Genomic DNA, 26,456 nt, shown 5'->3' on the forward strand with positions numbered 1-26,456 from the left:
CCGGCTTGCCGGCGATGGCGGCCGTTCAGGCGAGGCAAGACTGACTGGCCCGATCGCCAGCAAGCTGGCTCCTACAGGTACGGTGTTCAGCTGGCCTTGTGGCGCAGGTGATAAAGCGCATTGGCCAGGGCGATGTCTTCCAAGCCCAGGCCGATGGAACGGAAGAACACATGACGCTCATACGTCGGCCGTGGCGTCTGCCCGCTCAGCAGTTCGGCCAGGTCGCCGCGGATCTCGCCGGCGTTCCAACCGTGCTGGCTGGCGGCAATCAACATTTCCCCGGCCGCGCCCGGCGTGGTCTGGCGATAGTCGCAGTAGACCTGCATGTCGCTCAAGGTCTGCGGCGGCACTTCATGGGCGCGTACGGCGTTGGTGCTGATGGAGGTGATCAGGGCCGGCTTGCGCAGCTGGCTCGGGTCCATGACCGGCGTCGCCGAGGAGGTGCAGAGCAGGATGACGTCGGCGTCCTCCAGGGCTTGCTCCAACTGCTCGACGATGCGCAGGCGCGGCTCGATATCGCTCAGGCGCCGGCACTTTTCGGCATTTATATTGGGCGAGTAGAGGCTGATGTCCCGCCAGTCGCGCAGGCCTTTGGTGTAGTGCAGATGCGCCTGGGCCACTGGACCACTGCCAACGATGACCAGGCGCCTGGCGTCCAGCGGAGCGAGGGCGTCCACGGCCACGGCGGTGGTGGCCGCGGTGCGCGCGGTGGTCAGTTCGCCGGCATCGCAGAGCAGCAGCGGCTGGCCGCTATGCATGGACATCAGCAGGGTCCAGGCGGTCACCCGCGGGCCTTGCTCGCCGACGATGTAGGGCGAGGTCTTGACGCCATAGACCTGATCGTCGGCCAGCACGCCGAGGTAGTTGATGAAGTCGCCGGCACCTTGCGGGAACTCCACCCATTGCTGCGCCGGTTGCACGGCCTGCCCGGCCGCCAGGTCGCGGAACAACTTGTGCAGGATCTGCGGCACGTTGATCTGCTGCAGGAGTCGATGCGCCTGCTGGCTGTCGATCACGTAGGGGGTGTGGCCGGACATGGGGGGCTCCCGAAGACTTGTGAATAAACTAATTTGTCTATTATGGACTTTTAGTTTATTTCAGCAATCGCCGGGCGAAAAAAAACGCCGCCTGGTATCGGGCGACGTTTTGTCGTGCGGCGTGTTTTTGGTTTGGGCGGTCAGGCCGGACGCTGGCGCACCACCGGCCGTAACAACTCGGTGGGTGGCATTTCGCAGCTGATCTTGTGCCCGAGCAGGGTCTCGATCGCTGGCAACTGGTAGGAGTCGTCTTCGCCAGCGAAACTGATGGACACGCCGTCAGCGCCCGCCCGGCCAGTCCGGCCGATGCGGTGGACGTAGTCGTCCGGCACTTCCGGCAGGGTGAAGTTGATCACGTGGCTGATGCCGTCGATATGAATCCCGCGTCCGGCCACGTCGGTGGCCACCAGCACGCGGATCTTGCCTTCGCGGAAACCTTCCAGGGTCTTGATGCGCTTGTGCTGCGGCACGTCGCCGGATAATTGCGCGGCATTGACGCCGTCGCGCACCAGGCGCTCCTCGATCCGCCGCACTTCGTCCTTGCGGTTGGCGAAGACCATCACCCGTTCCCAGCCATTGTCGGTGACCAGGTTGTAGAGCAGCTTGTACTTGTCGGCGCCGGCCACGGCGTAGACGTGCTGTTCGACGTTGGCGTTGGCCGGGCTCAGCGCTTCGATCTCGACGATGGACGGGTCGGTGGTCCATTGCTTGGCCAGGTTCATCACGTCTTCGGTGAAGGTGGCCGAGAACAGCAGGGTCTGGCGTTCGTTCTTGGGCGGCGTCTGGCGGATGATCTGCCGGACTTGCGGGATAAAGCCCATGTCGAGCATGCGGTCGGCTTCGTCCAGCACCATGACTTCGACCATGTCCAGGTGCACTTCGCCGCGCTGGTTGAAGTCCAGCAGGCGGCCCGGAGTCGCTACCAGGATGTCGCAGTGCCGGGCTTCAAGCAGCTTGAGCTGCTTGTCGAAGTCCATGCCGCCGACAAATTGCATGACGTTGAGGCCGGTGTACTTGGTCAGGTCGGCGGCGTCCTTGGCGATCTGCACCACCAGCTCGCGGGTCGGCGCGATGATCAGCGCCCGCGGTTCGCCCATGTAGCGCTCTTTCGGTGGCGGGGTCTGCAACAGCTGGGTGATGATCGAGATCAGGAAGGCGGCGGTCTTGCCGGTGCCGGTCTGGGCGCGACCGATGGCGTCCTTGCCGGCCAGGGTAAAGCCCAGGACCTGCGCCTGAATCGGCGTGCAGTAGGGGAAACCGAGGTCCTGGATGGCATGCATCAGTTCAGGCGACAGTTTGAAGTCGTGGAAGCGGGTCTTGCCTTCCTCTGGCTCGACGACGAAGTCCTCGAGTTTCCAGGGCTTGACGGGTGGCTTCGGCGCTCGTTCACGGCGCGCTGGTGTGGCTTTCGGCTGTTCGGCGCGTGGCACTTCAACCGCTGTAGCGGGCTGTTCTGGGATGGCGGCCGGGGCTTTCGGTTTGGCGACAGGCTCGACGCGCTCCACTGCTTGGCCGTGATCGCGGCTATTGGAGCTTGGGACTGGGGCGCCGGAGCCTGGTGCGAGCTGCTCAGCCTCGCTTTTACCGAATATTTTTTTGAGTGCTTTGAGCACGGTCATCTCGTTAATTTGGTTAAGGAATGTACGCCGGCCAGTGTAATGCAAGAATCGGGCGCGGCGTAGTGCGTTACCGATATCAGCGCAAACGAGCGGCCAGCCAGGTACCGATGTCCTGGATTTCCTCGGGTAACACTTCGTGGCCCATTGGGTATTCTTGCCATGTCACGGTGACATCAAGGCGCTTGAGGTGCTCATACGCGGTCCGACCCATGGCGTTCTGGACCACCTCGTCATAGTGGCCATGCAGGCAGAGGGCTGGAATTCGCTGTTGGCTGGCGGAAAGTTGCAGTGCATCGCTGAAGGTCGGGGCGTAGGTCGAGAGCGCCAGGACGCCGCCGAGGGCACCTTGCCACTTCAGGTAGGCGGTGTGCAGCACCACGGCGCCGCCCTGGGAAAAGCCCGCGAGAAAGATCCGCGATGGGTCGATACCCGCGGCCCGCTGGGCTTCCAGCAGTTCTATGACGGTCGCCGCCGATTCTTCAAGCTCTTCGAAGCTGATCGAACGCGCCGGGCTCATGGCCTTGATGTCGTACCAGCTGGGCATGGCGTAGCCGCCATTGATGGTCACGGCGCGGGTCGGCGCCTGCGGCAGAACGAAGCGTGTGCTCGTCAGGCTCTCCTGCAGCGCCTCGGCCACCGGCAGGAAGTCATAACGGTCGGCCCCCAGCCCGTGAAGCCAGATAACACAGGCGTCCGCGGTCTTGGCGGGGTGAATGATCAGCGGTTCAGTCATGTGTGCTCCATTAGTGTGCGTGCGCTCCAGATGTGTGCGCGGTGATGGTGCGTAACGAGTGGATTCGTTAATAAAATGTCGCGTTGTTGACCGTTTTTCTATTGACCTGTGGCTGAATCGCTTTAGCCGCCACTGTGGTACGGGCTTTGCTATGGGAGAACCGAGTGAATGCATTCACCCCTGGCGGTAACACTATCAGTCTACCGCTGGCCGTGGGATAGCAAATGAATCCGTTTCGGCGGGTTCTGATTCACGTTCGCCGAGGGCCGGCAGGGCTTTAGCGAATCTGGAAAGGGCTGATGCCCGTTCGGCCAATTTGGTGGGCGGTGAGTTTTACAGACGGGAGATGTTCTCCTACTAAACTCATAGCTCAAGTCTTTAGCCGCTTGACCCAAAAAAAAGCCAGCACGGGTTAACAACGCCTCATAAGGGTGCGGCTAGACTCTAGCTCCGACACAACAAGAGCAACTGGAGGTTTGAATGAAGATGTTGAAATCCACCCTGGCAGTCGTGACTGCAGCCGTCGTACTGGGCGTCAGCGGTTTCGCGCAAGCGGGCGCTACCCTGGATGCCGTACAGAAGAAGGGTTTTGTTCAGTGTGGCGTGAGTGACGGCTTGCCGGGCTTCTCGGTGCCTGATGCTTCCGGCAAGATCGTCGGTATCGACGCTGACGTCTGCCGTGCCGTGGCCGCTGCCGTATTCGGCGACGCGACCAAGGTCAAGTTCAGCCAGTTGAACGCCAAGGAGCGCTTCACCGCGCTGCAGTCGGGCGAAATCGACATCCTGTCGCGTAACACCACCATGACCAGCTCCCGTGACGCCGGCATGGGTCTGATCTTCCCTGGCTTCATCACCTACTACGATGGCGTCGGCTTCCTGGCCAACACCAAACTGGGCGTGAAAAGTGCCAAGGAACTGGATGGCGCGACCATCTGTATCCAGGCCGGTACCACCACCGAGCTGAACGTGTCCGACTACTTCCGCGCCAATGGCCTGAAGTACACCCCGATCACCTTCGACACCTCCGACGAAAGCGCCAAGTCGCTGGAATCCGGTCGTTGCGACGTACTGACCTCGGACAAATCCCAGCTGTTCGCCCAGCGCAGCAAGCTGGCTTCGCCGAAAGACTACGTCGTTCTGCCAGAAACCATCTCCAAGGAGCCTCTGGGCCCAGTGGTGCGTAACGGCGACGAAGAGTGGACCAAGATCGTTCGTTGGGTTGGCTACGCGCTGCTCAACACCGAAGAAGCCGGTATCACTTCGAAAAACGTCCTGGAAGAAGCCAAGTCGACCAAGAACCCGGACGTTGCTCGTCTGCTGGGTGGCGACGGCGAATACGGCAAGGACCTGAAACTGCCGAAGGATTGGGTCGTCAAGATCGTTTCCCAGGTCGGTAACTACGGCGAGATCTTCGAGAAAAACCTCGGCAAGAGCACTCCGCTGGAAATCGACCGCGGCCTGAACGCTCTGTGGACCAAGGGCGGCATTCAATACGCACCTCCTGTGCGCTGATTGACCTATCGCCCGGCAGGCCAACTGCCGGGCGATGTTCTTGTTCCGTTTTTCCTGGGGCACTACATGCAAAATAAAATCGGCGCACCCAAGCAGAGACTCAGTCTCAGCGACCCCAAAGTGCGTGCGTGGCTATTTCAGATCATCACGATTGTCGCGGTGGTCTCGTTGGGCTGGTATCTGTTTCATAACACCCAGACCAACCTGCAACACCGGGGCATTACCTCGGGTTTCGGCTTTCTTGAACGCAGTGCCGGTTTCGGCATCGCCCAGCACCTGATCGACTACACCGAGTCGGACACCTATTCGCGTGTATTCGTCATCGGTCTGCTCAATACCCTGCTGGTCACGTTCATCGGCGTCATCCTGGCAACCCTGCTCGGATTCATCATCGGTGTGTCGCGACTGTCGTCGAACTGGGTGCTCAACAAGCTGGCCACCGTCTACATCGAGGTGTTCCGTAACATCCCGCCGTTGTTGCAGATCCTGTTCTGGTACTTCGCGGTGTTCCTGACCATGCCGGGACCGCGCAACAGCCATAACTTCGGCGACACCTTCTTCGTCAGCAGCCGTGGCCTGAACATGCCGGCGGCGATTGCCTCCGACGGTTTCTGGCCGTTCGTGATCAGCGTCGTGCTGGCCATTGTGGCGATCGTGCTGATGAGCCGCTGGGCGACCAAGCGTTTCGAAGAAACCGGCGTACCGTTCCACAAGTTCTGGGTCGGCCTGGCGTTGTTCCTGGTGATCCCGGCGTTGTGCGCCCTGATCTTCGGCGCGCCCGTGCACTGGGAAATGCCTCAGCTACAAGGGTTCAACTTCGTCGGCGGTTGGGTATTGATCCCTGAATTGCTGGCCTTGACCCTGGCCCTGACGGTGTACACCGCGGCGTTTATCGCCGAGATCGTGCGCTCGGGCATCAAGTCGGTCAGCCATGGCCAGACCGAAGCGGCGCGCTCCCTGGGCCTGCGCAACGGTCCGACCCTGCGCAAGGTGATCATCCCGCAAGCCCTGCGCGTGATCATTCCACCGCTGACCAGCCAATACCTGAACCTGGCGAAGAACTCGTCCCTGGCCGCCGGTATCGGTTACCCGGAAATGGTTTCGTTGTTTGCCGGTACGGTGCTGAACCAGACCGGGCAGGCCATCGAAGTCATTGCCATCACCATGAGCGTGTACCTGGCGATCAGTATCAGCATTTCCCTGCTGATGAACTGGTACAACAAGCGCATTGCGCTGATCGAGCGGTGAGGAAACGCCCATGAGTTCGCATATTTTCAAACCCGACATGCCACCGCCGAGCAGCAGTATCGGCGTGGTCGCGTGGATGCGCGCCAACATGTTCTCCAGCTGGCTGAATACGCTGCTGACCCTGTTCGCCTTCTACCTGATCTACCTGATCGTCCCGCCGCTGCTGCACTGGGCCTTCCTGGACGCCAACTGGGTTGGCACCACTCGCGCCGACTGCACCAAGAGCGGCGCCTGCTGGGTGTTCATCCAGCAACGTTTCGGCCAGTTCATGTATGGCTACTACCCGCCCGTGCTGCGTTGGCGCGTGGACCTGACCGTGTGGCTGGCGATACTCGGCGTGGCGCCGTTGTTCATCCCGCGCGTTCCGCGCAAGGCGATCTACGGCCTGAGCTTCCTGGTGCTGTACCCGATCATCGCCTTCACCCTGTTGCGTGGCGGTTACTTGGGCCTGGACAGCGTCGCCACCACCGAATGGGGCGGTCTGATGCTGACCCTGGTCATCGCCACCGTCGGTATCGCCGGGGCCTTGCCGCTGGGGATCCTGCTGGCGCTGGGACGGCGTTCGAACATGCCGGCGGTGAAGGTGGTCTGCGTGACCTTCATCGAGTTCTGGCGTGGCGTGCCGTTGATCACCGTACTGTTCATGTCCTCGGTGATGCTGCCGTTGTTCCTGCCTGAAGGCATGAACTTCGACAAGCTGCTGCGGGCGCTGATCGGCGTGATCCTGTTCCAGTCGGCCTATGTCGCCGAAGTGGTTCGCGGTGGCCTGCAAGCCATTCCCAAGGGCCAGTACGAGGCGGCTGCCGCCATGGGCCTGGGTTACTGGCGCGCCATGGGCCTGGTGATTCTGCCGCAAGCCTTGAAGCTGGTGATCCCGGGGATCGTCAACACCGTGATTGCGTTGTTCAAGGACACCAGCCTGGTGATCATCATCGGCCTGTTCGACCTGCTCAACAGCGTCAAGCAAGCCGCCGCCGACCCGAAATGGCTGGGCATGGCCACCGAAGGCTACGTGTTCGCCGCCTTGGTGTTCTGGATTTTCTGTTTTGGTATGTCCCGCTATTCCATGCATTTGGAACGCAAGCTGGACACAGGCCACAAGCGTTAGGAGTTTTGTCATGAGTCAAGCGATCAAACAGCCTGTGGGTCCTGAAGGCATTATTCAGATGCAGGGCGTGAACAAGTGGTACGGCCAGTTCCACGTGTTGAAAGACATCAACCTGAACGTCAAGCAGGGCGAGCGTATCGTCCTCTGCGGCCCGTCGGGTTCGGGCAAGTCAACCACCATCCGCTGCCTCAACCGTCTGGAAGAGCACCAGCAGGGCCGCATCGTGGTCGATGGCGTGGAGCTGACCAACGACCTCAAGCAGATTGAAGCGATCCGTCGTGAAGTCGGCATGGTGTTCCAGCACTTCAACCTGTTCCCGCACCTGTCCATCCTGCAGAACTGCACCCTGGCGCCGATGTGGGTGCGCAAGATGCCCAAGCGCCAGGCGGAAGAAATCGCCATGCACTACCTGGAGCGTGTGCGTATTCCGGAGCAGGCTCATAAGTTCCCGGGGCAGTTGTCCGGTGGTCAGCAGCAGCGTGTGGCGATTGCCCGTGCCTTGTGCATGAAGCCGAAAATCATGTTGTTCGACGAACCGACCTCGGCGCTCGACCCGGAAATGGTGAAAGAGGTTCTGGACACCATGATTGGCCTGGCCGAAGACGGCATGACCATGTTGTGCGTTACCCACGAAATGGGCTTCGCCCGCACCGTGGCGAACCGCGTGATCTTCATGGACAAGGGCGAAATCGTCGAACAGGCGGCGCCGAACGACTTCTTCGACAACCCGCAGAACGATCGGACCAAGATGTTCCTAAGCCAGATCCTGCATTGATCGGCTGGCGTTGAATGAAAAACCCGGACCTGGTCCGGGTTTTTTTTTGCCTGGGTTTTTATCGATCAGGTGAGCGAGTGCTTTCCTTTTCTGGCGCTTGGCGGATGCCAGGGCATCTTGCCTTCGCTGATGCTTTTGATGTCTTCGACCAGTTCAGGGTGCCGGTCCAGGAGATGCATCAGTACGAACAAGGGCTTTGGTGGATCGATTTCCGCTCTTTCATAACGTGAAAATGCATTGTGTCCACCGCCCGACAGCAGCTCCACCGCCGTACGTTGGGTGAAGTGAAGTTTACGGCGGATTCGCTTCATCTCGTTGGCGACTTCTCGCCTCGACTGGTAGATAAGCTCATCGCTTGCCTCTGAATAACGCTGGGCACTTTCAGGATCAAGCTCGATCTCCGAGCAGGCTTGGCACTGCCAGCCCGACAACCCCAGGACCGATTTTTTCAATGCTTTGAAGTCGATCTCGAAGTCCCGATCTTCAAACCAATGCATGGTGTTGTGCATGCCGCAGCTGATGCAGTCCTGTTGTTTCATGACTCACTCTCCTTGAAGGAGATCACCGGAGGTCCGCCGGCAGGGCGGTAGCTCACTTTTGATATAGTAGAGCTTAAAACTACCCTTAAAGGGTAATTTTTGGATAAGCGGCGACTTCTCCATCTCCTGTAGGAAATGTTGGTTCTTGAACTCGCAGTCAGGTTTGGAGTAGCCTTTTGGGTAATTCATCCTATGATTGGATGTTAGGGTTGTTTCCATGTCTCAAAGCATTCCCCTTATCAAACGCTCCCTGGTCGACCAGGCCCTGGAGCAATTGCGCGAACGTATTACCCGTGGCACCTGGGCCGTGGGCGAGCGCCTGCCCACCGAGCCGGAACTGGCCGCGGAGCTGGGCATCAGTCGCAACACCATGCGTGAAGCCCTGCGGGTGTTGGCGTTTTCCGGGTTGATCGAGATTCGCCAGGGCGACGGCAGCTACCTGCGGGCGACCATCGATCCACTGATGACCCTGCAGGCGTTGTCGCGCTGTTCCCTCGACCAGGCCCGTGAGACTCGGCACAGCTTCGAGGTCGAAGCTGTTGGCCTGGCGGCCCTGCGGCGGACCGAGGAGGATCTCAAGGGTCTGCGCGAGGCTCTGCACACCAGCGGCGACCACTATCACGGCGATCTTGATAGCTACATCAGCTGTGACCTGGTGTTTCACCAGCGCCTGATCGACGCCGCGCACAACCCGATGCTCAGCGAGCTGTATCGCTACTTTTCCAGCGTGATCGCCAGCGCCCTGCGCCAGACCCTGGATATCACCCCCCGTCGCCAATCGGTGTTCGACCTGCATGTGGCCCTGCTCGAAGCCGTGCAGCAACAGGACCCCGAGCGCGCCAAGGCCCTGTGCCGGAGCTTGATCAATGAACCTTGAACGCGAGAGCCCCGTGTCCCGTTCTCCTGCCGAACCCGGCGCCGCCTCGCGGCCGGTTGAGCTCGACCGACTGCTGATCGACGCCGAGGCCGATGACGACCTGGTCCAGCAGCAACCGCCAGTGTTGCGCCGGCCCTGGCTGTTGCTGCTGGGCCTGGTGCTGGTGGCGCTGAACCTGCGTCCGGCGTTGTCGAGCATGGCGCCGTTGCTCGGCGATGTGTCCCGCAGCCTGGGTTTGTCGGCGGCCAAGGCCGGTCTGTTGACCACCTTGCCGGTGCTCTGCCTCGGCCTGGCCGCGCCCCTGGCACCGCTGCTGGCCCGGCGTTTCGGCAGTGAGCGAGTGGTGCTGGGGATTCTCCTGACCCTGGCCGGCGGGATCATCCTGCGCAGTTCGCTGGGCGAGTTCGGCCTGTTTGCCGGCAGTGTGGTGGCTGGCGCGAGCATCGGGGTGATCGGTGTGCTGTTGCCCGGCATCGTCAAGCGCGACTTCGCCAAGCAGGCCGGGACCATGACCGGCGTCTACACCATGGCCCTGTGTCTGGGCGCGGCCCTGGCGGCGGGGGCCACGGTGCCGCTGAGCCAACACTTTGCCGGGAACTGGTCGATCGGCCTGGGTTTCTGGGTCGTGCCCGCGCTGCTGGCGGCGACTTTCTGGTTGCCGCAAGTGGGGCAGAAACACGCTGCCCATCACGTGGCTTACCGTGTACGCGGTTTGCTGCGCGATCCTCTGGCCTGGCAGGTCACCCTGTACATGGGCCTGCAATCGTCCCTGGCCTATATCGTTTTCGGCTGGTTGCCCTCGGTGCTGGTCGGACGCGGCCTGAGCGCCACCCAGGCGGGGATCGTGCTGTCCGGATCGATTCTGATCCAACTGATCAGTTCATTGGCGACGCCCTGGTTGGCAACACGAGGCAAGGATCAACGGCTGGCGATTGTCGTGGTGATGGTGCTGACCCTGGGCGGCCTGTTCGGTTGCCTGTATGCGCCGCTCGAAGGGCTCTGGGGCTGGGCGATCCTGCTTGGCCTGGGGCAGGGCGGGACTTTCAGCCTGGCGCTGACTCTTATCGTGTTGCGCTCGCGCGATGCCCATGTGGCGGCGAACCTGTCGGGCATGGCCCAGGGCATCGGTTACACCCTGGCATCGATGGGGCCGTTCGCGGTCGGGCTGGTGCATGACCTCACCGGTGGCTGGGAGGCGCTGGGCTGGATCTTCGGCGTGATCGGCCTGGGCGCCATCGTCTTCGGCCTCGGTGCCGGTCGGGCGCGTTATGTACAGGTGACCAGCGAAAAGCTCTGAATCACCCCACACTCGCGGCATTCGGATCGCGAATGCCGATAGTCAGCCAGGCATTTGCAGACTATCGTGCAGGCGAGCCTTTTACCTGCACGGAGCCCGTTCATGAGTGATGCCCACAGCGCGTTGATTACTGAGTTCTATAAAGCGTTCCAGCGGCTGGATGCCGAGGCCATGAGTGCCTGTTACACCGAGGATGTGCTGTTCAGTGATCCGGCGTTCGGCGAGTTGCGTGGCCGTGATGCCGGCGATATGTGGCGCATGCTGGCCAGCCGGGCCAAGGACTTTTCCCTGACCTTCGACAATGTCCGTGCCGACGAGCGCAGCGGTGGCGCCCATTGGGTTGCGACCTACCTGTTCAGCCAGACCGGCAATACCGTGGTCAACGATATCAATGCGCGGTTTGTGTTTCGCGACGGCAAGATTTGCGAGCACCATGACAGCTTCGACCTGTGGCGCTGGTCGCGGCAGGCGCTGGGGACCAAGGGCTTGCTGCTGGGCTGGACACCCTTGGTCAGGAACGCCGTGCGGGCCCAGGCGCTGAAAGGCTTGAAGGCCTTCCAGGCGAGCCGCTAGGTTCTGCTAAGATCGCGGCCCCGTCAGCGATCAAGCCCTTTGCCACGTGAACATCAGCGAAACGCCCAGTGCCGAAACCGAGCCGGCAGCGCCTGCGGGCAAACCCTGGTTTGTCTATCTGGTGCGCGCCGCCAATGGCTCGCTGTATTGCGGAATCAGCGATGACCCGCAGCGGCGGTTTGCCTCGCATCAAAGTGGCAAGGGCGCGCGCTTCTTCCACTCCAGCCCGGCGGTCGCGCTGGTGTATGTGGAGGCCTGTCGCGACAAGGGCGATGCCCTGCGCCAGGAACGCCTGATCAAGAAGTTGCGCAAGAGTGCCAAGGAAGCCCTGGCGGCGGGGTTCAGTCTGGAGGCTATCGATCCTTTCAGGCTCGGACTGCCATCCTCTCCTTTGTGATACGCGCTCTCCACCACTAGGTTCAACTCCTGCCAGGGTGCCTTTCCGCGCCCAGGTAATTGATAGCGTTGATGAGACGGCATCAGGCTGGCTGGGTAGGCCGCCCACGATTTGCAGGCTAAGCTGCAGGTTCTTATTGGCCCGGCGGACTCCAGCATGTCTGAGTTGATTCTTCATCACTACCCGACCTCTCCCTTTGCCGAAAAGGCCCGCTTGCTGTTGGGGTTCAAAGGGCTTTCTTGGCGCTCGGTGCTCATTCCGCCGGTGATGCCCAAGCCCGACCTGACCGCGCTGACCGGTGGCTACCGGAAAACCCCGGTGTTGCAGGTCGGTGCCGATATCTACTGTGACACCGCCTTGATCGCCCGCCGCCTGGAGCAGGAAAAGGCCACGCCGCGGCTGTTCCCCCAGAGCCTGGAAATGGTCGCGGCAACTTTTGCCGCCTGGGCCGATTCGGTGGTGTTCAGCCATGCGGTCAGCCTGGTGTTCCAGCCCGAGTCGGTGGCGGTGCGCTTTGCCCGCTTGTCCCCGGAGCAGATCAAGGGCTTCATGATCGACCGCGGCGGTCTGTTCAGTGGCGGCTCGATGGCGAAGGTCCCACTGGAGGTGGCCAAGCACCAGTGGCCGGTGTTCATGGCGCGGCTGGAGCAGCAACTGCAGCATGAGGAGGGCGACTTCCTGTTCGGCGAGCCGTCGATTGCCGATATCGCCATGGCTCATCCGCTGTGGTTCCTCAAGGCGACGCCGGTGACCGCGCCGCTGGTGGATGCCTATCCGGCGGTGGCTGCCTGGTTCGCCCGGGTCATGGCGTTCGGGCATGGCGCACCGAGTGATATGACCGCCGAGCAGGCCTTGCAGGTGGCGCGGGAGTCGACGCCGGCAGCGCTGCCTGATGAGCTGTTCAACGATCCGAACGGTTTTGTCGCCGGTCAGTCGGTGATCGTCGCGGCGACCGACTATGGCGTCGATCCGGTGGCGGGCGAGCTGGTGTTTGCCGGTCGCGAAGAGTTGATCGTGCGGCGCGAGGATGAGCGCGCGGGCCTGGTGCATGTGCACTTCCCACGGCTCGGCTTCAGGATTGAAGTGCTAAAGGCTTGAAAACAGCGCAACCCCTGAGCGGGCTTGCCAGCGATGAGGCCCTTGGGCCGTGCATCGATCTTGCGCACGCCATCGCTGGCAAGCCGGTTCCTACAGGGTCCGTGTTCGGCTGTGGTTATTTCAGTGCGGCGAGGATCGCGTCCGGCTCATAGCGGCGGATCAAGCTGCCGTTCACGTCGAGCATCGGGATCCCCGCGCCGCCCAGGGCCTGGTAGGTCTTGCGCGCGGCGGCGTCTTTCTCGATATCGAATTCCTGGTAGGGAATGCCTTTCTGGTCGAGAAAACGCCGGATCTGCTTGCAGTAGCCACACCAGTCGGTGGCGTAGAGCACCACCCGAGCCTTGGCCCGGGTCTGTTCTGAGACGACCTGCCCGGGATTGAATACCCGCTCGATCTTGCCCCAGTTCTGATAAACCACCACCACCAACAGGATCAGCAGGACCTTCTTCAGCATACCTGAGAGCATGACTCAGTCCTTGCGGCGCTTGAGCTGATCGGTCAACTGGGTCGGCAGGCCCTTGATGATCAGGGTCCCGGCTTCTTCGTCATACTCGATCTTCGAACCCAGCAAGTGCGCCTCGAAGCTGATGGACAGGCCTTCGGCGCGCCCGGTGAAACGGCGGAACTGGTTCAGGGTGCGTTTATCCGCCGGGATCTCCGGCGAGAGGCCGTAGTCCTTGTTGCGGATATGTTCGTAGAACGCCCGTGGACGGTCCTCGTCGATCAGCCCGGAAAGCTCTTCCAGGCCCATGGGTTCGCCCATTTTTGCCTGGCTGCTGGCGTAGTCCACCAAAGTTTTGGTTTTTTCCCGGGCATCCTCCTCGGGCAGGTCTTCGCTTTCAACGAAGTCGCTGAAGGCCTTGAGCAGGGTGCGGGTCTCGCCCGGACCATCGACGCCTTCCTGACAGCCGATAAAGTCGCGGAAATATTCCGAAACCTTTTTCCCGTTCTTGCCTTTGATAAAGGAAATGTACTGTTTCGACTGCTTGTTGTTCTGCCATTCGGAGACGTTGATCCGCGCCGCCAGGTGCAATTGCCCCAGGTCCAGGTGACGGGAGGGGGTCACGTCCAGCTCGGCGTTCACCGCCACGCCTTCGCTGTGGTGCAGCAGGGCGATCGCCAGGTAGTCGGTCATGCCTTGCTGGTAGTGCGCGAACAGCACATGGCCACCGACCGAGAGGTTGGACTCCTCCATCAGCTTTTGCAGATGTTCGACGGCAATCCGGCTGAACGCGGTGAAGTCCTTGCCTCCGTCCAGGTATTCCTTCAGCCAGCCGCTGAACGGATGCGCGCCGGACTCGGCATGGAAAAAGCCCCAGGCTTTGCCCTGCTTGGCGTTGTAGCTTTCGTTGAGGTCGGCAAGCATGTGCTCGATGGCCTGGGATTCGGCCAGTTCGGAGTCACGGGCATGCAGGACCGCAGGGCTGCCGTCGGGTTTTTTGTCGATCAGGTGGACGATGCAATGACGGATCGGCATAGGTCTCTCGGCTGATTTGTCAGGGGGAAGGCGAGCTCCCCGGAAAAGCGCCCAGTGTACCGCACCCACGGGTTGAATCCGCCTTTGCACGGTGGTTCTGGCGGTATGAGCGGTTTCAGACAGCTTTTTTTTCGAAAACGAGCGCAAAAGCTGACCAAATGGCTAGGTAGAGGCGGATATTTCCCCGTCTCTGTGCTAGTTTTGCCCGGTCTTGCGCTCGGTAACGGCGCAAAGCGTGCATTCAGCAGGTGTCACGTCGAACCAAACCCCAATTCTGCTATCTACATCTGCGATTCGTCGTGGCTGTCAGCGGGGGGGCACAAGGCTGGCTCGATGGCTGACACTGCACTCTGCAATCCAAATGAATTTGATAGGGAAGGAACATCTCAATGGCTATTACCAAAGACCAACTGATCGCCGATATCGCCGAAGCTATCGACGCGCCGAAAACCACCGCGCGTGCCGCTCTGGACCAACTGGCCCAGATCGTTGCTGATCAATTGGAAAACGGCGGCGAAATCACTCTGCCAGGCGTTGGCAAACTGAAAGTGACCGAGCGTCCTGCCCGTACCGGCCGTAACCCGTCGACTGGCGCTGCCATCGAAATCCCTGCCAAGAAAGTGATCAAGCTGGTTGTGGCCAAGGTTCTGACCGACGCTGTAAACAAGTAAGATGCACTGAAGCCGTGCCTCGGAGTCTATCCGGGCACGGTTTTTTTTCGCCTGTGGAAACGTGCCGGAAGCTTGGCAGGGTGCCGCTCCTCAACCGTTAAGCCGGTTCCAGCGCTCCTGGCGCCACGTTTGGCGCTGCGCCTGATCCTGGAAGGTCCAGGCGACGAAACGGCTCTGTTTCTGCCCCTGGGACATTTCCACCACCTGGCTGTGCCGGGCACCGGCCTTTTTCAGCGCGTTTTCGATGGTCGGCAGGTTGGAGGCCTTGGACACCAGGGTGCTGAACCACAGCACCTGTCGGCCCAGGGCTGCGCTTTCGGCGATCAGTTGGGTCACGAAGCGTGCTTCACCGCCTTCACACCATAGTTCGGATGCTTGTCCGCCGAAGTTCAGCACTGGCAGCTTGCGCTGCGGATCGGCCTTGCCCAGGGCGCGCCATTTGCGTCGGCTGCCGTTTTGCGCTTCGTCCAGGGAGGTGTGGAACGGCGGGTTGCACATTGTCAGGTCGAAAGACTCGGTGCTTTCCAGCAGGCCAGTGAGGATGTGCTTCGGATTGCCTTGCAGGCGCAGGTTGATCGCCTTGTTCAGGCCGTTGGACTGGACGATGGCCTTGGCCGCGGCCAGGGCGGTGGGGTTGATGTCCGAACCGAGAAACTGCCAGCGGTAGTCGCTGTGGCCGATCAGTGGATAGATGCAGTTGGCGCCGACGCCGATATCCAGCACGCGCACGGCCGTGCCCTTGGGGATCACGCCGTCATTGCCTTCGGCCAGCAGGTCGGCGAGGAAGTGCACGTAGTCGGCCCGGCCTGGCACTGGCGGACAGAGAAAGTCCGCCGGGATGTCCCAGTGGGCAATGCCGTAGAAGTTCTTGAGCAGGGCGCGGTTGAACACGCGCACGGCGGCCGGGTCGGCGAAGTCGATGCTTTCCTTGCCATACGGGTTGAGGACCACGAACTTGCCCAGTTCGGGGCTGCTCTTGATCAACTGCGGGAAGTCGTAGCGGCCCTGATGGCGGTTACGCGGGTGCAGGCTGGCTTTTTCCCGCGGCTCGACGGCCTTGGCCGGGGTCGCGGGCTTGGGCTTCTTGCGTGGGGCTTTGGGGTGGCTCGGGGCGGTCATGGGCAGAGTCGATTCGGGTAGGGCTCGGAATGGCGGGTATTGTCCCATATTCATCGGGGCTGACGCGCAGGGCATTCGGTCGAACACGCTCCAATGCCGATCCTCTGCTTTGAGGGCGACGCAAACCTGTAGGAGCTGGCTTGCCGGCGATGAGGCCCGCAAGCCTTGCGCTGTCTGATCGGACGCCATCGCCGGCAAGCCGGCTCCTACAAGGTTCTGTGGTGTTTGGAAGAATGCGGCGGGCATGAAAAAGGGAGGCCCGAGGGCCTCCCTTTTTCAGTCGATCGCCACGCTTACAAGCTGGCAATCCGCGCATGTTGCTCGGCCAGCTTGCCCAGGGCCTGTTCGGCCTCGGCCAGCTTGGCGCGTTCCTTCTCGATGACTTCGGCCGGAGCCTTGTCGACGAAGGCGGCATTCGACAGCTTGCCGCCGACCCGCTGCACTTCGCCTTGCAGACGCTGGATTTCCTTGTCCAGGCGCGCCAGTTCGGCGCCCTTGTCGATCAGCCCGGCCATCGGCACCAGCACTTCCATCTCGCCAACCAGTGCGGTAGCGGACAGTGGTGCTTCGTCGCCAGCCGCCAGCACGGTGATCGATTCGAGCTTGGCCAGCTTTTTCAGCAACTGCTCGTTCTCGCTCAGGCGCCGCTGGTCCTGGGCACTGACATTCTTCAGGAACAACGCCAGTGGCTTGCCCGGGCCGATATTCATCTCGGCGCGGATGTTACGCACGCCAAGCATCAGGCCCTTGAGCCATTCGATATCGTCCTCGGCACCCGGGTCGATCCGCGCTTCGTTCGCCACCGGCCACGGTTGCAGCATGATGGTTTTGCCTTCGGCACCGACCAGCGGCGCCAGGCGCTGCCAGATTTCCTCGGTGATGAACGGCATGAACGGATGCGCCAGGCGCAGGGCCACTTCCAGCACGCGCACCAGGGTGCGACGGGTACCGCGCTGGCGTTCGACCGGCGCATTGTCGTCCCACAGCACCGGCTTGGACAGTTCCAGGTACCAGTCGCAATACTGGTTCCAGATGAACTCGTACAAGGCCTGGGCGGCCAGGTCGAAACGGAACTGCTCGAGCTGGCGGGTCACTTCGGCTTCGGTGCGCTGCAACTGCGAGATGATCCAGCGGTCGGCCAGGGACAGTTCAAAGGCTTCGCCGTTCTGGCCGCAGTCTTCGCCCTTGTCCAGCACGTAGCGCGCGGCGTTCCAGATCTTGTTGCAGAAGTTGCGATAGCCTTCGACGCGGCCCATGTCGAACTTGATGTCGCGACCGGTGGAGGCCAGCGAGCAGAAGGTGAAGCGCAGGGCATCGGTGCCATAGCTGGCGATGCCTTCGGCGAACTCGGCGCGGGTCTGCTTCTCGATGGCTTTCTGCAGCTTGGGCTGCATCAGGCCGGTGGTGCGCTTCTGCACCAGAGCTTCGAGTTCGATACCGTCGATGATATCCAACGGGTCAAGGACGTTGCCCTTGGACTTGGACATCTTCTGGCCCTGGCCGTCACGCACCAGGCCATGGACGTAGACGGTCTTGAACGGTACCTGCGGGGTGCCGTCCTCGTTCTTCACCAGGTGCATGGTCAGCATGATCATCCGGGCGACCCAGAAGAAAATGATGTCGAAACCGGTCACCAGCACGTCGGTGGGGTGGAAGGTCTTGAGGAAGTCGGTCTGCTCCGGCCAGCCCAGGGTGGAGAAGGTCCACAGGCCCGAACTGAACCAGGTGTCGAGGACATCGTTGTCCTGTTGCAGCGCAATCTCCGGGCCGAGGTGGTGCTTGGCCCGCACTTCGGCTTCGTCGCGACCGACATAGACCTTGCCCGACTCGTCGTACCAGGCCGGAATCCGGTGGCCCCACCACAGCTGGCGGCTGATGCACCAGTCCTGGATATCGCGCATCCAGGAGAAGTACATGTTTTCGTATTGCTTGGGCACGAAAGCGATGCGGCCGTCTTCCACGGCGGCAATGGCCGGCTCGGCCAACGGCTTGGTCGACACGTACCACTGGTCGGTCAGCCACGGCTCGATGATGGTCCCCGAGCGGTCGCCCTTCGGCACTTTCAGGCCGTGGTCGTCAACGCTGACCAGCAGGTCGGCGGCCTCGAAGGCGGCAACGATCTGTTTGCGCGCTTCGAAACGGTCGAGGCCGACGTATTGCGCCGGGATCTTGCCGTCGATGCTGTCGTTCAGCGTGCCGTCGAGGTTGAACACCTGGCAGGCCGGCAGGATGGCGGCGTTCTTGTCGAAGATGTTCAGCAGCGGCAGGTTGTGGCGCTTGCCGACTTCGTAGTCGTTGAAATCGTGGGCCGGGGTGATTTTCACGCAGCCGGTGCCGAATTCAGGATCGCAATAGTCGTCGGCGATGATCGGAATGCGGCGGCCGACCAGCGGCAGCTCGACAAACTTGCCGATCAGCGCCTTGTAGCGTTCGTCTTCCGGGTTTACCGCCACGGCCGAGTCGCCGAGCATGGTTTCCGGACGGGTGGTGGCGACGATCAGGTAGCCCAGACCGTCGGCGGTCTTGGCACCGTCAGCCAGTGGATAACGCAGGTTCCAGAGGAAACCTTTCTCGTCGTGGTTTTCCACTTCGAGGTCGGAAATCGCCGTGTGCAGCTTGGTGTCCCAGTTGACCAGGCGCTTGCCGCGATAGATCAGGCCATCTTCGTGCAGGCGCACGAAGGCTTCCTTGACCGCTTCCGAGAGACCGTCGTCCATGGTGAAGCGCTCGCGGCTCCAGTCCACGGACGAACCCAAACGGCGGATCTGCCGGCTGATATTGCCACCGGATTGATCCTTCCATTCCCAGACCTTTTCCAGGAACTTCTCGCGGCCCAGGTCGTGGCGATTCTGGCCCTGGGCTTCGAGTTGGCGTTCCACCAGCATCTGCGTGGCGATCCCGGCGTGGTCGGTGCCCGGCTGCCACAGGGTGTTGCGACCCTGCATGCGGCGGAAACGGATCAGGGCGTCCATGATCGCGTTATTGAAACCGTGGCCCATATGCAGGCTGCCGGTGACGTTCGGCGGCGGGATCATGATGGTGTAGGCGTCGCCGCTACCTTGCGGGGCGAAATAATTCTCGGACTCCCAGGTCTGGTACCAGGAAGTTTCAATGGCGTGCGGCTGGTAGGTCTTATCCATGCGCGGCGGGACCCTTAGGCATTAATTCAGGAAAGCCGACAAGTATAACGAGGATATGGCGCGGGGCGTAGAGCGAGGTGAGCGCTGGCGGCACAAAAATGCCCGCCGGCGTGGGGCCTGACGGTATTTTGCGTTGAAATGCGCTCCGGTGTAGGCGCCGGCTTGCCGGCGATGGCGTTCGCAAGGTCGATGCAGGGCTTATGGGCCTCATCGCCGGCAAGCCGGGCTCCTACAGGGGGCGTGTCGGGCCCGGGCTATGTGGCAATAGCGGTCTTGGGGCGGCGCGTCAGGAAGGATATTGGCTGAGCAGGCGTTCCATACGGGCATCCAGGCGGCGCTTGATCTCGGTTTCGATATGCGGGGCGAAGTCGTCGATCACGTCCTGCATGATCAATTGCGCGGCGGCGCGCAGTTCGCTGTCCAGGTGCAGCAGGGCGTCCTGATTCTTCTGTCTGGCAGGTTCCGCCGCGACGACTGGCGGTGCCGGTTTGGGCTCGACCACCGGCGTGGCAACCGCCTCGGGCTGCACCTCGACCTTGGCTTTATTACCCACCATGTCGAACAACAGGGGGATCTGCCCTTCGCTGGCGACTGTCTCGGTCAGCAGTGGCGGTTGCAGGGTGTCGTCGCCCAGCAGCTTGCGGATCGATTCGAGCTCGTCCAGCAGGGGCGCGGCTTTTTGGGGGTGTTTTGGAGTGTCCATCGGGGTGCTCAAAGTCGCTGTAGCCGGTGATCTTGCAGAGGATAGCCCTGTTCGCGGTAGAAGCGGAAACTCTCCCGCGCCGCTTGACGAATCGCCGGGTCTTCCACCACCACTTCCGCCACGCGGGCAAACCGCGAAGCAAAGGGTGGCACCTTGGTATCGAGGTTCACCAGCAGGTCCTGATGAACGCCGGGGTCATCGCCCAGCCCCAGGACCACGCGGCCGTCCGGCTCGCTTTCCGCCGGGCCGTGGGGAATGAAGCTTTCGCCCTTGAACTGCCACAGACGGGCATCCAGGTCATCGCGCTGGGCACTGTCGCTGCAATGCAGGTAGACCTTGTGCCCCAGGCGCCAGGCCTTTTCACTCAGCTTGCAGGCAAAGTCCAGGCGCGCCGAAGGGGCCGCGCTGGGAAGGATATAGAAGTCGACTTGGGTCATAGGGGATTCCGGATTCCGGGCGACGTCATTGACCGACGCCGCCCGGCAGGCTCAGGTTCAGGCTTTGGCGCGGTCCAGCAGGTACTGGGTCAGCAGGGGCACCGGACGGCCAGTGGCGCCCTTGTCCTTGCCGCCGCTGGTCCAGGCGGTGCCGGCGATGTCCAGGTGGGCCCAGTTGAACTGCTTGGTGAAGCGCGACAGGAAGCAGGCCGCGGTGATGGTCCCGGCTTTCGGCCCGCCGATGTTGGCGATGTCGGCAAACGGGCTGTCCAGCTGTTCCTGGTACTCATCGAACAGCGGCAGTTGCCAGGCACGGTCATCGGCCTGGCGACCAGCGCTGAGCAGTTGCTCGATCAGCTCGTCGTTGTTGCCCAGCAGGCCCGAGGTGTGGGCGCCGAGGGCGACGACGCAAGCGCCGGTCAGGGTGGCGATATCGATCACCGCCTGGGGCTTGAAACGTTCGGCGTAGGTCAGCGCATCGCACAGCACCAGGCGGCCTTCGGCGTCGGTGTTGAGGATTTCCACGGTCTGGCCGCTGAGGGTGGTGACGATGTCGCCCGGGCGGGTCGCGCTGCCGCTCGGCATGTTCTCGGCACAGGCCAGGATGCACACCAGGTTGATCGGCAGTTGCAGGGCGAGCACGGCGTGCAGGGTACCGAATACGCTGGCGGCACCGCCCATGTCGTATTTCATCTCGTCCATGCCCAGGCCCGGCTTGAGGCTGATGCCGCCGGTGTCGAAGGTGATGCCCTTGCCAACCAGGGCGAACGGCTTCTCGGATTTCTTGCCGCCGTTGTATTGCATGACGATCAGGCGTGGCGGCTGGTCGCTGCCCTGGCCCACGGCGTAGAACGAGCCCATGCCCAGCTCCTTGATCTTTTTCTCGTCAAGGACCTCGACCTTCAGGCCTTTGTTGGCCTTGCCGAGGTTCTTCGCCTGTTCGGCGAGGTAGCTCGGGTGGCAGATGTTCGGTGGCAGGTTGCCCAGGTCGCGGGTGAAGGCCATGCCGCCAGCGATGGCGCGGGCGTGGCTGACGGCGCGCTCGACTTCGGCTTGCGCGGCCTTGATGGTTACCAGGGTGATTTTCTTCAGCGCGCGGGGTTCGGCTTTCTGGCTCTTGAACTGGTCGAAGCTGTATTCGCCATCCAGCAGGCTTTCGGCCAGCAGGCGGGTCTTGCCGTAGCTGTCACGCCCCTTGACCACGACTTCGTCGAGGGCGAGCACGGCGTCGCTGCCGCCCAGGCCCTTGAGGGTGGCGAGGATGGAAGCAACGGCCTTGCGAAAAGGGCGGTCGCCGAGTTCGGCGTCCTTACCCACGCCCACCAGCAGCACGCGTTCGGCCTTGAGGTTGGGCAGGCTTTGCAGCAACAGGCTCTGGCCGACCTTGCCCGTCAGATCGCCGCGCTTGAGGATGGCGCTGATGGCGCCGCCGCTGAGCTCATCGATTTTGCTGGCGACTGTGCCGAGTGTGCGGCCTTCGCCGACGGCGAGTACCAGGGTGGCGGTTTTCAACGTTTCTGGGCTGACGCTTTTTACAACCAGTTCCATGTCCAGGTCCCTGAATATTTAGGTCAAAGGGCGCAGAGACAGCTCTGCGCCGGGGCAGGGCGACGCAATGGCGTGGCCTTCGGCAAAGGCCGCAGTTTGAACCTCGGCGCTGGCCGGGGGCAAGTCCCAATACCGATCCGTTATGGCACTGTAGGAGCGAGCTTGCTCGCGATGGTGGCCCAGACGGCGAGGGGTATCAGGCTTCCCGCGTTATCGTTGACGACCATCGCGAGCAAGCTCGCTCTACAGAAGGAGGGGGCTGTAGGCAAGTGCGCAGTGACAGCCGGGAGCAATCACAGGATAATGCGCCTCTTTTTAGATGGCCCGCCGCGGCGAGCCCTCTGTCGGTGCCTATGTTTGCTTGTTCGGCCACCTTAGCCTGACAACCCTGGAGTGTCTGGTTTGATTGTTTTTCGTTATCTGTCCCGTGAAGTATTGATCACCTTGAGTGCGGTCAGCGCCGTGCTGCTGGTCATCACCATGAGCGGGCGCTTCGTCAAGTTCCTGGCTCAGGCCGCCTCGGGTCAATTGGATCCAGGCTCGCTGTTCCTGATCATGGGCTTTCGCCTGCCCGGTTTCCTCCAGCTGATCCTGCCGCTGGGGCTGTTTCTCGGGATTTTGCTGGCCTACGGTCGGCTCTATCTCGAAAGCGAGATGACCGTGCTGTCCGCCACCGGCATGAGCCAGCAACGCCTGCTGGGCATGACCATGGCGCCGGCCCTGTTGGTGGCGCTGCTCGTCGCCTGGATCAGCCTGAGCCTGGCGCCCAAGGGCGCCCTGCAATTCCAGTTGCTGCTCAACCAGCAGGATGCGATGACCGAGTTCGACACCCTGGTGCCCGGCCGCTTCCAGGAGCTCAACGATGGCTCGCGGGTCACCTATACCGAGCAGCTGTCCGATGATCGGGCGAACCTGGGCGGTGTGTTCATCTCGGAAAAACGTTTTGGCGTGAACAAGAAGGACCGGGGCATTTCGGTGCTGGTGGCCGAGAAGGGCCGCCAGGAAGTGCGCAAGGACGGCAATCGCTACCTGATCCTCGAAAACGGCTATCGCTACGACGGCAGTCCGGGGATGGCTGATTACCGGGCGATCAAGTACGACACCTATGGGGTCATGTTGCCCAAGCCCGACATCAGCGAAGAAGTCACCGACCGCGATGCGATGATGACCTCGAGCCTGTTCGGCAACCCGGATCTGAAGGCTGTCGCCGAGTTGCAATGGCGCCTTTCGCTGCCCTTGCTGGTGTTTATCGTGACCCTGATGGCCGTGCCGCTGTCGCGGGTCAACCCGCGCCAGGGGCGTTTCTTGAAGCTGCTGCCGGCGATCCTCCTTTATATGGCCTACCTGACCATGCTGATTTCGGCCCGTGGCGCCCTGGAGAAAGGCAACTTGTCACCGCTGTTCGGCATGTGGTGGGTGCACGGCCTGTTCCTGGCCATCGGCCTGGCGCTGCTGTATTGGGAACCCCTGCGGTTGAAACTGGCGAGTCGTCGCACTGTGAAGGAGATGGCTCGTGGTTAAGCTCGATCGCTACATCGGTAGCAGTGTGTTCATGGCGATCCTCGCGGTGCTGGGGATCATCCTCGGGTTGGCCTCGCTGTTTGCCTTTATCGACGAGATGGGCAGCATCTCCGATACCTACACCCTGGGCGACGTGTTGAGCTTTGTGCTGCTCACGGCACCGCGCCGGGTCTACGACATGTTGCCGATGGCCGGCCTGATCGGTTGCCTGATCGGCCTTGGCAGCCTGGCCAGCAACAGCGAATTGACCATCATGCGCGCGGCGGGCGTGTCGGTCGGGCGTATCGTCTGGGCGGTGATGAAGCCGATGCTGGTGCTGATGCTGGTCGGCGTGCTGGTCGGCGAGTACGTTGCCCCGGCCACCGAGAGCCGGGCCCAGGCAGCCAAGGCCCTGGCCCAGGGGTCGGGGGATGCGCAGAGTTCGCGCAACGGCCTGTGGCATCGCCAGGGTGACGAGTTCATCCATATCAACGCCGTGCAGCCCAACGGCCTGCTTTACGGTGTGACCCGCTATCACTTCGACAGCGAGCGGCACATACTCTCGTCGAGCTTTGCCAAGAAGGCCCACTTCGACAAGGATTTCTGGCAACTGACGGACGTCACCACCACCTATTTCCGTGACGGTCGCACCGAAGTGATCAATGTGCCGGAAGAACGCTGGGACGTGGCCTTGAGCCCGAACCTGCTGAGTACCGTGGTGATGGTGCCCGAGGCTCTGTCGATCAGCGGCCTGTGGAGTTACATCCACTACCTGGCGGACCAGGGCCTGGCGAACGGTCGTTACTGGCTGGCGTTCTGGGTCAAGGTCCTGCAACCGCTGGTGACCGCGGCGCTGGTCTTGATGGCGATTTCCTTCATCTTCGGCCCGCTGCGTTCGGTTACCCTGGGGCAACGGGTGTTCACCGGCGTGCTGGTGGGCTTCACCTTCCGCATCGCCCAGGACTTGCTCGGGCCGTCGAGCCTGGTGTTCGGTTTCCCGCCGCTGCTGGCGGTGGTGGTGCCGGCGGCGATCTGTGCGGTGGCCGGTGTCTGGCTGTTGCGTCGGGCCGGATGATGAAGCGATTGAGCGGTAAATGATTCACGGAAAAGCCTCTGTCCAGCGACCGAGGCTTTTTTGTCCGTGCCGCCCGGCCTGTTCACGTGACGCCTTGGTCGCGCATCAGGTACAATTCCCGGCTATTTTTCGGCGGGCAGTCTGCCTGCAACCTTTTTGAGTGTTGATCCGTGAGTGATTTGAGTCATATCCGCAATTTCTCCATCATCGCCCACATTGACCATGGCAAGTCGACTCTGGCCGATCGCTTCATCCAGATGTGCGGCGGCCTTGCCGAGCGCGAAATGGAAGCGCAGGTGCTGGACTCCATGGACCTCGAGCGCGAGCGCGGGATCACCATCAAGGCCCATAGCGTTACCCTGTACTACAAGGCTCGCGACGGCATCACCTACCAGCTGAACTTCATTGACACCCCCGGCCACGTCGACTTCACCTATGAAGTCAGCCGTTCCCTGGCCGCCTGTGAAGGTGCCCTGCTGGTGGTGGACGCCGGCCAGGGCGTCGAAGCCCAGTCCGTTGCCAACTGCTACACCGCGATCGAGCAGGGCCTGGAAGTCATGCCGGTGCTGAACAAGATCGACCTGCCTCAGGCCGATCCGGACCGCGTGAAGGAAGAAATCGAGAAAATCATCGGTATCGACGCCACCGACGCCGTCACCTGCAGCGCCAAGACCGGCCAGGGTGTCGACGAAGTGCTCGAACGCCTGGTGACCACCATTCCCGCGCCGACCGGCAATATCGAAGATCCGCTGCAAGCGTTGATCATCGACTCCTGGTTCGACAACTACCTGGGCGTCGTGTCCCTGGTGCGCGTGCGCCACGGCCGTGTGCGCAAGGGCGACAAGATCCTGGTCAAGTCCACCGGCAAGATGCACCTGGTGGACAGCGTCGGCGTGTTCAACCCGAAACACACCGCCACCGTCGACCTGAAGGCCGGCGAAGTGGGCTTTATCATCGCCGGTATCAAGGACATCCACGGTGCGCCGGTGGGTGACACCCTGACCCTGAGCACCACCCCTGACGTCGACGTGCTGCCGGGCTTCAAACGCATCCAGCCGCAGGTCTACGCCGGTCTGTTTCCGGTCAGCTCCGACGATTTCGAAGACTTCCGCGAAGCCCTGCAAAAGCTCACGCTGAACGACTCCTCGCTGCAGTACACCCCGGAAAGTTCCGACGCCCTGGGCTTCGGTTTCCGTTGCGGGTTCCTCGGCATGCTGCACATGGAGATCATCCAGGAGCGCCTGGAGCGCGAGTACGACCTGGACCTGATCACCACCGCGCCGACGGTAATCTTCGAGCTGCTGCTCAAGACCGGCGAAACCATTTACGTCGACAACCCGTCGAAGCTGCCGGACCTGTCGTCCATCGAGGATATGCGCGAACCGATCGTCCGGGCGAATATTCTTGTACCGCAGGAGCACCTGGGTAACGTCATTACCCTGTGTATCGAGAAGCGTGGCATCCAGCACGACATGCTGTTCCTCGGTTCACAGGTGCAAGTGACCTACGATTTGCCGATGAACGAAGTGGTCCTGGACTTCTTTGACCGTCTCAAATCCACCAGTCGCGGCTATGCTTCGCTGGACTACCATTTTGATCGTTACCAGTCGGCCAACCTGGTCAAGCTGGATGTACTGATCAACGGTGAAAAGGTCGACGCCCTGGCGCTGATCGTGCATCGTGATAACGCGCATTACAAAGGTCGTGCGTTGACCGAGAAGATGAAAGAACTGATTCCTCGTCAGATGTTCGACGTTGCCATCCAGGCCGCCATTGGCGGGCAGATCGTGGCGCGGACAACCGTCAAGGCCCTCAGAAAGAACGTACTGGCCAAATGCTACGGCGGCGACGTCAGCCGTAAGCGCAAGCTGTTGGAAAAGCAAAAGGCCGGTAAGAAACGCATGAAGCAAGTGGGTAACGTGGAAATTCCACAGGAAGCCTTCCTTGCAGTGCTCAGGTTGGATAGTTAGGTC

24 protein-coding genes are annotated in these 26,456 nt (G+C 61.7%); 13 read left to right on the forward strand and 11 right to left on the reverse strand.

Translation table 11 applies throughout. From position 1 onward, the window contains the following. Positions 1-86 precede the first annotated feature (86 nt). The 3 genes from AC07T0_RS00105 to AC07T0_RS00115 form a co-directional block, all read right to left on the reverse strand. A complete protein-coding gene (locus tag AC07T0_RS00105; protein WP_494999290.1) occupies positions 87-1,037 on the reverse strand; it encodes an ornithine cyclodeaminase family protein in 951 nt (316 codons plus the stop codon). A 140-nt stretch (positions 1,038-1,177) separates the two neighbouring features. Beyond that, positions 1,178-2,656: an ATP-dependent RNA helicase RhlB gene (gene rhlB / locus AC07T0_RS00110; protein ID WP_494999291.1), complete on the reverse strand. Its 1,479-nt coding sequence runs from the start codon at positions 2,654-2,656 to the stop codon at positions 1,178-1,180. 76 nt (positions 2,657-2,732) lie between these two features. Continuing rightward, a complete protein-coding gene (locus AC07T0_RS00115; protein ID WP_494999292.1) occupies positions 2,733-3,389 on the reverse strand; it encodes an alpha/beta hydrolase in 657 nt (218 codons plus the stop codon). A gap of 480 nt (positions 3,390-3,869) precedes the next feature. Between AC07T0_RS00115 and AC07T0_RS00120 the strand changes: the two genes are divergently transcribed. From AC07T0_RS00120 to AC07T0_RS00135, 4 genes are all read left to right on the forward strand, one after another. Continuing rightward, positions 3,870-4,901 carry an amino acid ABC transporter substrate-binding protein gene (locus AC07T0_RS00120; RefSeq protein ID WP_218223666.1) on the forward strand — a complete coding sequence of 344 codons (1,032 nt, stop codon included), beginning with the start codon at positions 3,870-3,872 and terminating at the stop codon, positions 4,899-4,901. Between the two features lie 66 nt (positions 4,902-4,967). After that, positions 4,968-6,149, forward strand: coding sequence for an amino acid ABC transporter permease (locus tag AC07T0_RS00125; protein ID WP_494999293.1), 1,182 nt, complete (start codon positions 4,968-4,970; stop codon positions 6,147-6,149). Between the two features lie 10 nt (positions 6,150-6,159). Beyond that, a complete protein-coding gene (locus tag AC07T0_RS00130) occupies positions 6,160-7,257 on the forward strand; it encodes an amino acid ABC transporter permease (RefSeq protein WP_494999294.1) in 1,098 nt (365 codons plus the stop codon). 10 nt (positions 7,258-7,267) lie between these two features. Further along, on the forward strand, positions 7,268-8,032 hold the full coding sequence (locus tag AC07T0_RS00135; RefSeq protein WP_494999295.1) for an amino acid ABC transporter ATP-binding protein: 765 nt from the start codon (positions 7,268-7,270) through the stop codon (positions 8,030-8,032). Between the two features lie 65 nt (positions 8,033-8,097). Here AC07T0_RS00135 and AC07T0_RS00140 read toward each other — a convergent pair whose 3' ends face one another. Next, positions 8,098-8,571, reverse strand: a complete 474-nt coding sequence (locus AC07T0_RS00140) for a type II toxin-antitoxin system MqsA family antitoxin (RefSeq protein WP_494999296.1) — start codon at positions 8,569-8,571, stop codon at positions 8,098-8,100. A 217-nt stretch (positions 8,572-8,788) separates the two neighbouring features. Here AC07T0_RS00140 and AC07T0_RS00145 point away from each other — a divergent pair, with 217 nt between their 5' ends. The 5 genes from AC07T0_RS00145 (at position 8,789) to AC07T0_RS00165 (ending at position 12,813) form a co-directional block, all read left to right on the forward strand. After that, complete coding sequence (locus AC07T0_RS00145; protein ID WP_494999297.1) at positions 8,789-9,448, forward strand: FadR/GntR family transcriptional regulator; 660 nt, start codon at positions 8,789-8,791, stop codon at positions 9,446-9,448. Beyond that, on the forward strand, positions 9,438-10,745 hold the full coding sequence (locus AC07T0_RS00150; RefSeq protein WP_494999298.1) for a CynX/NimT family MFS transporter: 1,308 nt from the start codon (positions 9,438-9,440) through the stop codon (positions 10,743-10,745). Before AC07T0_RS00145 ends, AC07T0_RS00150 begins: the two co-directional genes overlap by 11 nt. Positions 10,746-10,847: 102 nt before the next feature. Continuing rightward, positions 10,848-11,318 (forward strand): nuclear transport factor 2 family protein, encoded by a 471-nt coding sequence (locus AC07T0_RS00155; RefSeq protein ID WP_494999299.1) that lies wholly within the window; start codon positions 10,848-10,850, stop codon positions 11,316-11,318. 46 nt (positions 11,319-11,364) lie between these two features. Beyond that, positions 11,365-11,715, forward strand: coding sequence for a GIY-YIG nuclease family protein (locus AC07T0_RS00160; RefSeq protein ID WP_494999300.1), 351 nt, complete (start codon positions 11,365-11,367; stop codon positions 11,713-11,715). 156 nt (positions 11,716-11,871) lie between these two features. Further along, positions 11,872-12,813 (forward strand): glutathione S-transferase family protein, encoded by a 942-nt coding sequence (locus tag AC07T0_RS00165; protein ID WP_494999301.1) that lies wholly within the window; start codon positions 11,872-11,874, stop codon positions 12,811-12,813. A gap of 115 nt (positions 12,814-12,928) precedes the next feature. On the opposite strand, the gene AC07T0_RS00170 is transcribed toward AC07T0_RS00165, so the two are convergent. Then, complete coding sequence (locus tag AC07T0_RS00170) at positions 12,929-13,279, reverse strand: glutaredoxin family protein (protein ID WP_494999302.1); 351 nt, start codon at positions 13,277-13,279, stop codon at positions 12,929-12,931. A gap of 3 nt (positions 13,280-13,282) precedes the next feature. Continuing rightward, on the reverse strand, positions 13,283-14,290 hold the full coding sequence (gene yejK / locus AC07T0_RS00175; protein WP_103497043.1) for a nucleoid-associated protein YejK: 1,008 nt from the start codon (positions 14,288-14,290) through the stop codon (positions 13,283-13,285). A 389-nt stretch (positions 14,291-14,679) separates the two neighbouring features. Here yejK and AC07T0_RS00180 point away from each other — a divergent pair, with 389 nt between their 5' ends. Continuing rightward, entirely contained in the window at positions 14,680-14,961 is a 282-nt protein-coding gene (locus AC07T0_RS00180; RefSeq protein ID WP_040064476.1) for an HU family DNA-binding protein, read from the forward strand. Between the two features lie 90 nt (positions 14,962-15,051). On the opposite strand, the gene rlmF is transcribed toward AC07T0_RS00180, so the two are convergent. The 5 genes from rlmF to AC07T0_RS00205 form a co-directional block, all read right to left on the reverse strand. Beyond that, positions 15,052-16,080, reverse strand: coding sequence for a 23S rRNA (adenine(1618)-N(6))-methyltransferase RlmF (gene rlmF, locus AC07T0_RS00185; RefSeq protein WP_494999303.1), 1,029 nt, complete (start codon positions 16,078-16,080; stop codon positions 15,052-15,054). A 293-nt stretch (positions 16,081-16,373) separates the two neighbouring features. Next, on the reverse strand, positions 16,374-19,220 hold the full coding sequence (locus tag AC07T0_RS00190) for a valine--tRNA ligase (RefSeq protein WP_494999304.1): 2,847 nt from the start codon (positions 19,218-19,220) through the stop codon (positions 16,374-16,376). A gap of 286 nt (positions 19,221-19,506) precedes the next feature. Then, complete coding sequence (locus tag AC07T0_RS00195) at positions 19,507-19,923, reverse strand: DNA polymerase III subunit chi (protein WP_494999305.1); 417 nt, start codon at positions 19,921-19,923, stop codon at positions 19,507-19,509. Between the two features lie 8 nt (positions 19,924-19,931). Next, the gene (locus tag AC07T0_RS00200) at positions 19,932-20,360 is read right to left on the reverse strand and encodes a DNA polymerase III subunit chi (RefSeq protein WP_494999306.1); all 429 of its coding nucleotides are present in this window, start codon (positions 20,358-20,360) and stop codon (positions 19,932-19,934) included. Positions 20,361-20,417: 57 nt separating this feature from the next. Beyond that, positions 20,418-21,908, reverse strand: a complete 1,491-nt coding sequence (locus AC07T0_RS00205; RefSeq protein ID WP_494999307.1) for a leucyl aminopeptidase — start codon at positions 21,906-21,908, stop codon at positions 20,418-20,420. A 402-nt stretch (positions 21,909-22,310) separates the two neighbouring features. Here AC07T0_RS00205 and lptF point away from each other — a divergent pair, with 402 nt between their 5' ends. From lptF to lepA, 3 genes are all read left to right on the forward strand, one after another. Next, positions 22,311-23,429 carry an LPS export ABC transporter permease LptF gene (gene lptF, locus AC07T0_RS00210; RefSeq protein ID WP_494999308.1) on the forward strand — a complete coding sequence of 373 codons (1,119 nt, stop codon included), beginning with the start codon at positions 22,311-22,313 and terminating at the stop codon, positions 23,427-23,429. After that, entirely contained in the window at positions 23,422-24,483 is a 1,062-nt protein-coding gene (lptG, locus tag AC07T0_RS00215) for an LPS export ABC transporter permease LptG (RefSeq protein ID WP_494999309.1), read from the forward strand. The genes lptF and lptG overlap by 8 nt, the downstream gene beginning before the upstream one ends. 170 nt (positions 24,484-24,653) lie before the next feature. Next, complete coding sequence (gene lepA, locus AC07T0_RS00220; protein WP_494999310.1) at positions 24,654-26,453, forward strand: translation elongation factor 4; 1,800 nt, start codon at positions 24,654-24,656, stop codon at positions 26,451-26,453. Positions 26,454-26,456 lie beyond the last annotated feature (3 nt).

It is taken from the genome of Pseudomonas sp. GW821-FHT04D07 (assembly GCF_059420225.1).

What these genes read in the sequence shown, in the direction of transcription:
- AC07T0_RS00105 (WP_494999290.1), bottom strand. Translation starts at nt 1,037, where the DNA reads ATGTCCGGCCACACCCCCTACGTGATCGACAGCCAGCAGGCGCATCGA.
- rhlB (WP_494999291.1), bottom strand. Translation starts at nt 2,656, where the DNA reads ATGACCGTGCTCAAAGCACTCAAAAAAATATTCGGTAAAAGCGAGGCT.
- AC07T0_RS00115 (WP_494999292.1), bottom strand. Translation starts at nt 3,389, where the DNA reads ATGACTGAACCGCTGATCATTCACCCCGCCAAGACCGCGGACGCCTGT.
- AC07T0_RS00120 (WP_218223666.1), top strand. Translation starts at nt 3,870, where the DNA reads ATGAAGATGTTGAAATCCACCCTGGCAGTCGTGACTGCAGCCGTCGTA.
- AC07T0_RS00125 (WP_494999293.1), top strand. Translation starts at nt 4,968, where the DNA reads ATGCAAAATAAAATCGGCGCACCCAAGCAGAGACTCAGTCTCAGCGAC.
- AC07T0_RS00130 (WP_494999294.1), top strand. Translation starts at nt 6,160, where the DNA reads ATGAGTTCGCATATTTTCAAACCCGACATGCCACCGCCGAGCAGCAGT.
- AC07T0_RS00135 (WP_494999295.1), top strand. Translation starts at nt 7,268, where the DNA reads ATGAGTCAAGCGATCAAACAGCCTGTGGGTCCTGAAGGCATTATTCAG.
- AC07T0_RS00140 (WP_494999296.1), bottom strand. Translation starts at nt 8,571, where the DNA reads ATGAAACAACAGGACTGCATCAGCTGCGGCATGCACAACACCATGCAT.
- AC07T0_RS00145 (WP_494999297.1), top strand. Translation starts at nt 8,789, where the DNA reads ATGTCTCAAAGCATTCCCCTTATCAAACGCTCCCTGGTCGACCAGGCC.
- AC07T0_RS00150 (WP_494999298.1), top strand. Translation starts at nt 9,438, where the DNA reads ATGAACCTTGAACGCGAGAGCCCCGTGTCCCGTTCTCCTGCCGAACCC.
- AC07T0_RS00155 (WP_494999299.1), top strand. Translation starts at nt 10,848, where the DNA reads ATGAGTGATGCCCACAGCGCGTTGATTACTGAGTTCTATAAAGCGTTC.
- AC07T0_RS00165 (WP_494999301.1), top strand. Translation starts at nt 11,872, where the DNA reads ATGTCTGAGTTGATTCTTCATCACTACCCGACCTCTCCCTTTGCCGAA.
- AC07T0_RS00170 (WP_494999302.1), bottom strand. Translation starts at nt 13,279, where the DNA reads ATGCTCTCAGGTATGCTGAAGAAGGTCCTGCTGATCCTGTTGGTGGTG.
- yejK (WP_103497043.1), bottom strand. Translation starts at nt 14,290, where the DNA reads ATGCCGATCCGTCATTGCATCGTCCACCTGATCGACAAAAAACCCGAC.
- AC07T0_RS00180 (WP_040064476.1), top strand. Translation starts at nt 14,680, where the DNA reads ATGGCTATTACCAAAGACCAACTGATCGCCGATATCGCCGAAGCTATC.
- rlmF (WP_494999303.1), bottom strand. Translation starts at nt 16,080, where the DNA reads ATGACCGCCCCGAGCCACCCCAAAGCCCCACGCAAGAAGCCCAAGCCC.
- AC07T0_RS00190 (WP_494999304.1), bottom strand. Translation starts at nt 19,220, where the DNA reads ATGGATAAGACCTACCAGCCGCACGCCATTGAAACTTCCTGGTACCAG.
- AC07T0_RS00195 (WP_494999305.1), bottom strand. Translation starts at nt 19,923, where the DNA reads ATGGACACTCCAAAACACCCCCAAAAAGCCGCGCCCCTGCTGGACGAG.
- AC07T0_RS00200 (WP_494999306.1), bottom strand. Translation starts at nt 20,360, where the DNA reads ATGACCCAAGTCGACTTCTATATCCTTCCCAGCGCGGCCCCTTCGGCG.
- AC07T0_RS00205 (WP_494999307.1), bottom strand. Translation starts at nt 21,908, where the DNA reads ATGGAACTGGTTGTAAAAAGCGTCAGCCCAGAAACGTTGAAAACCGCC.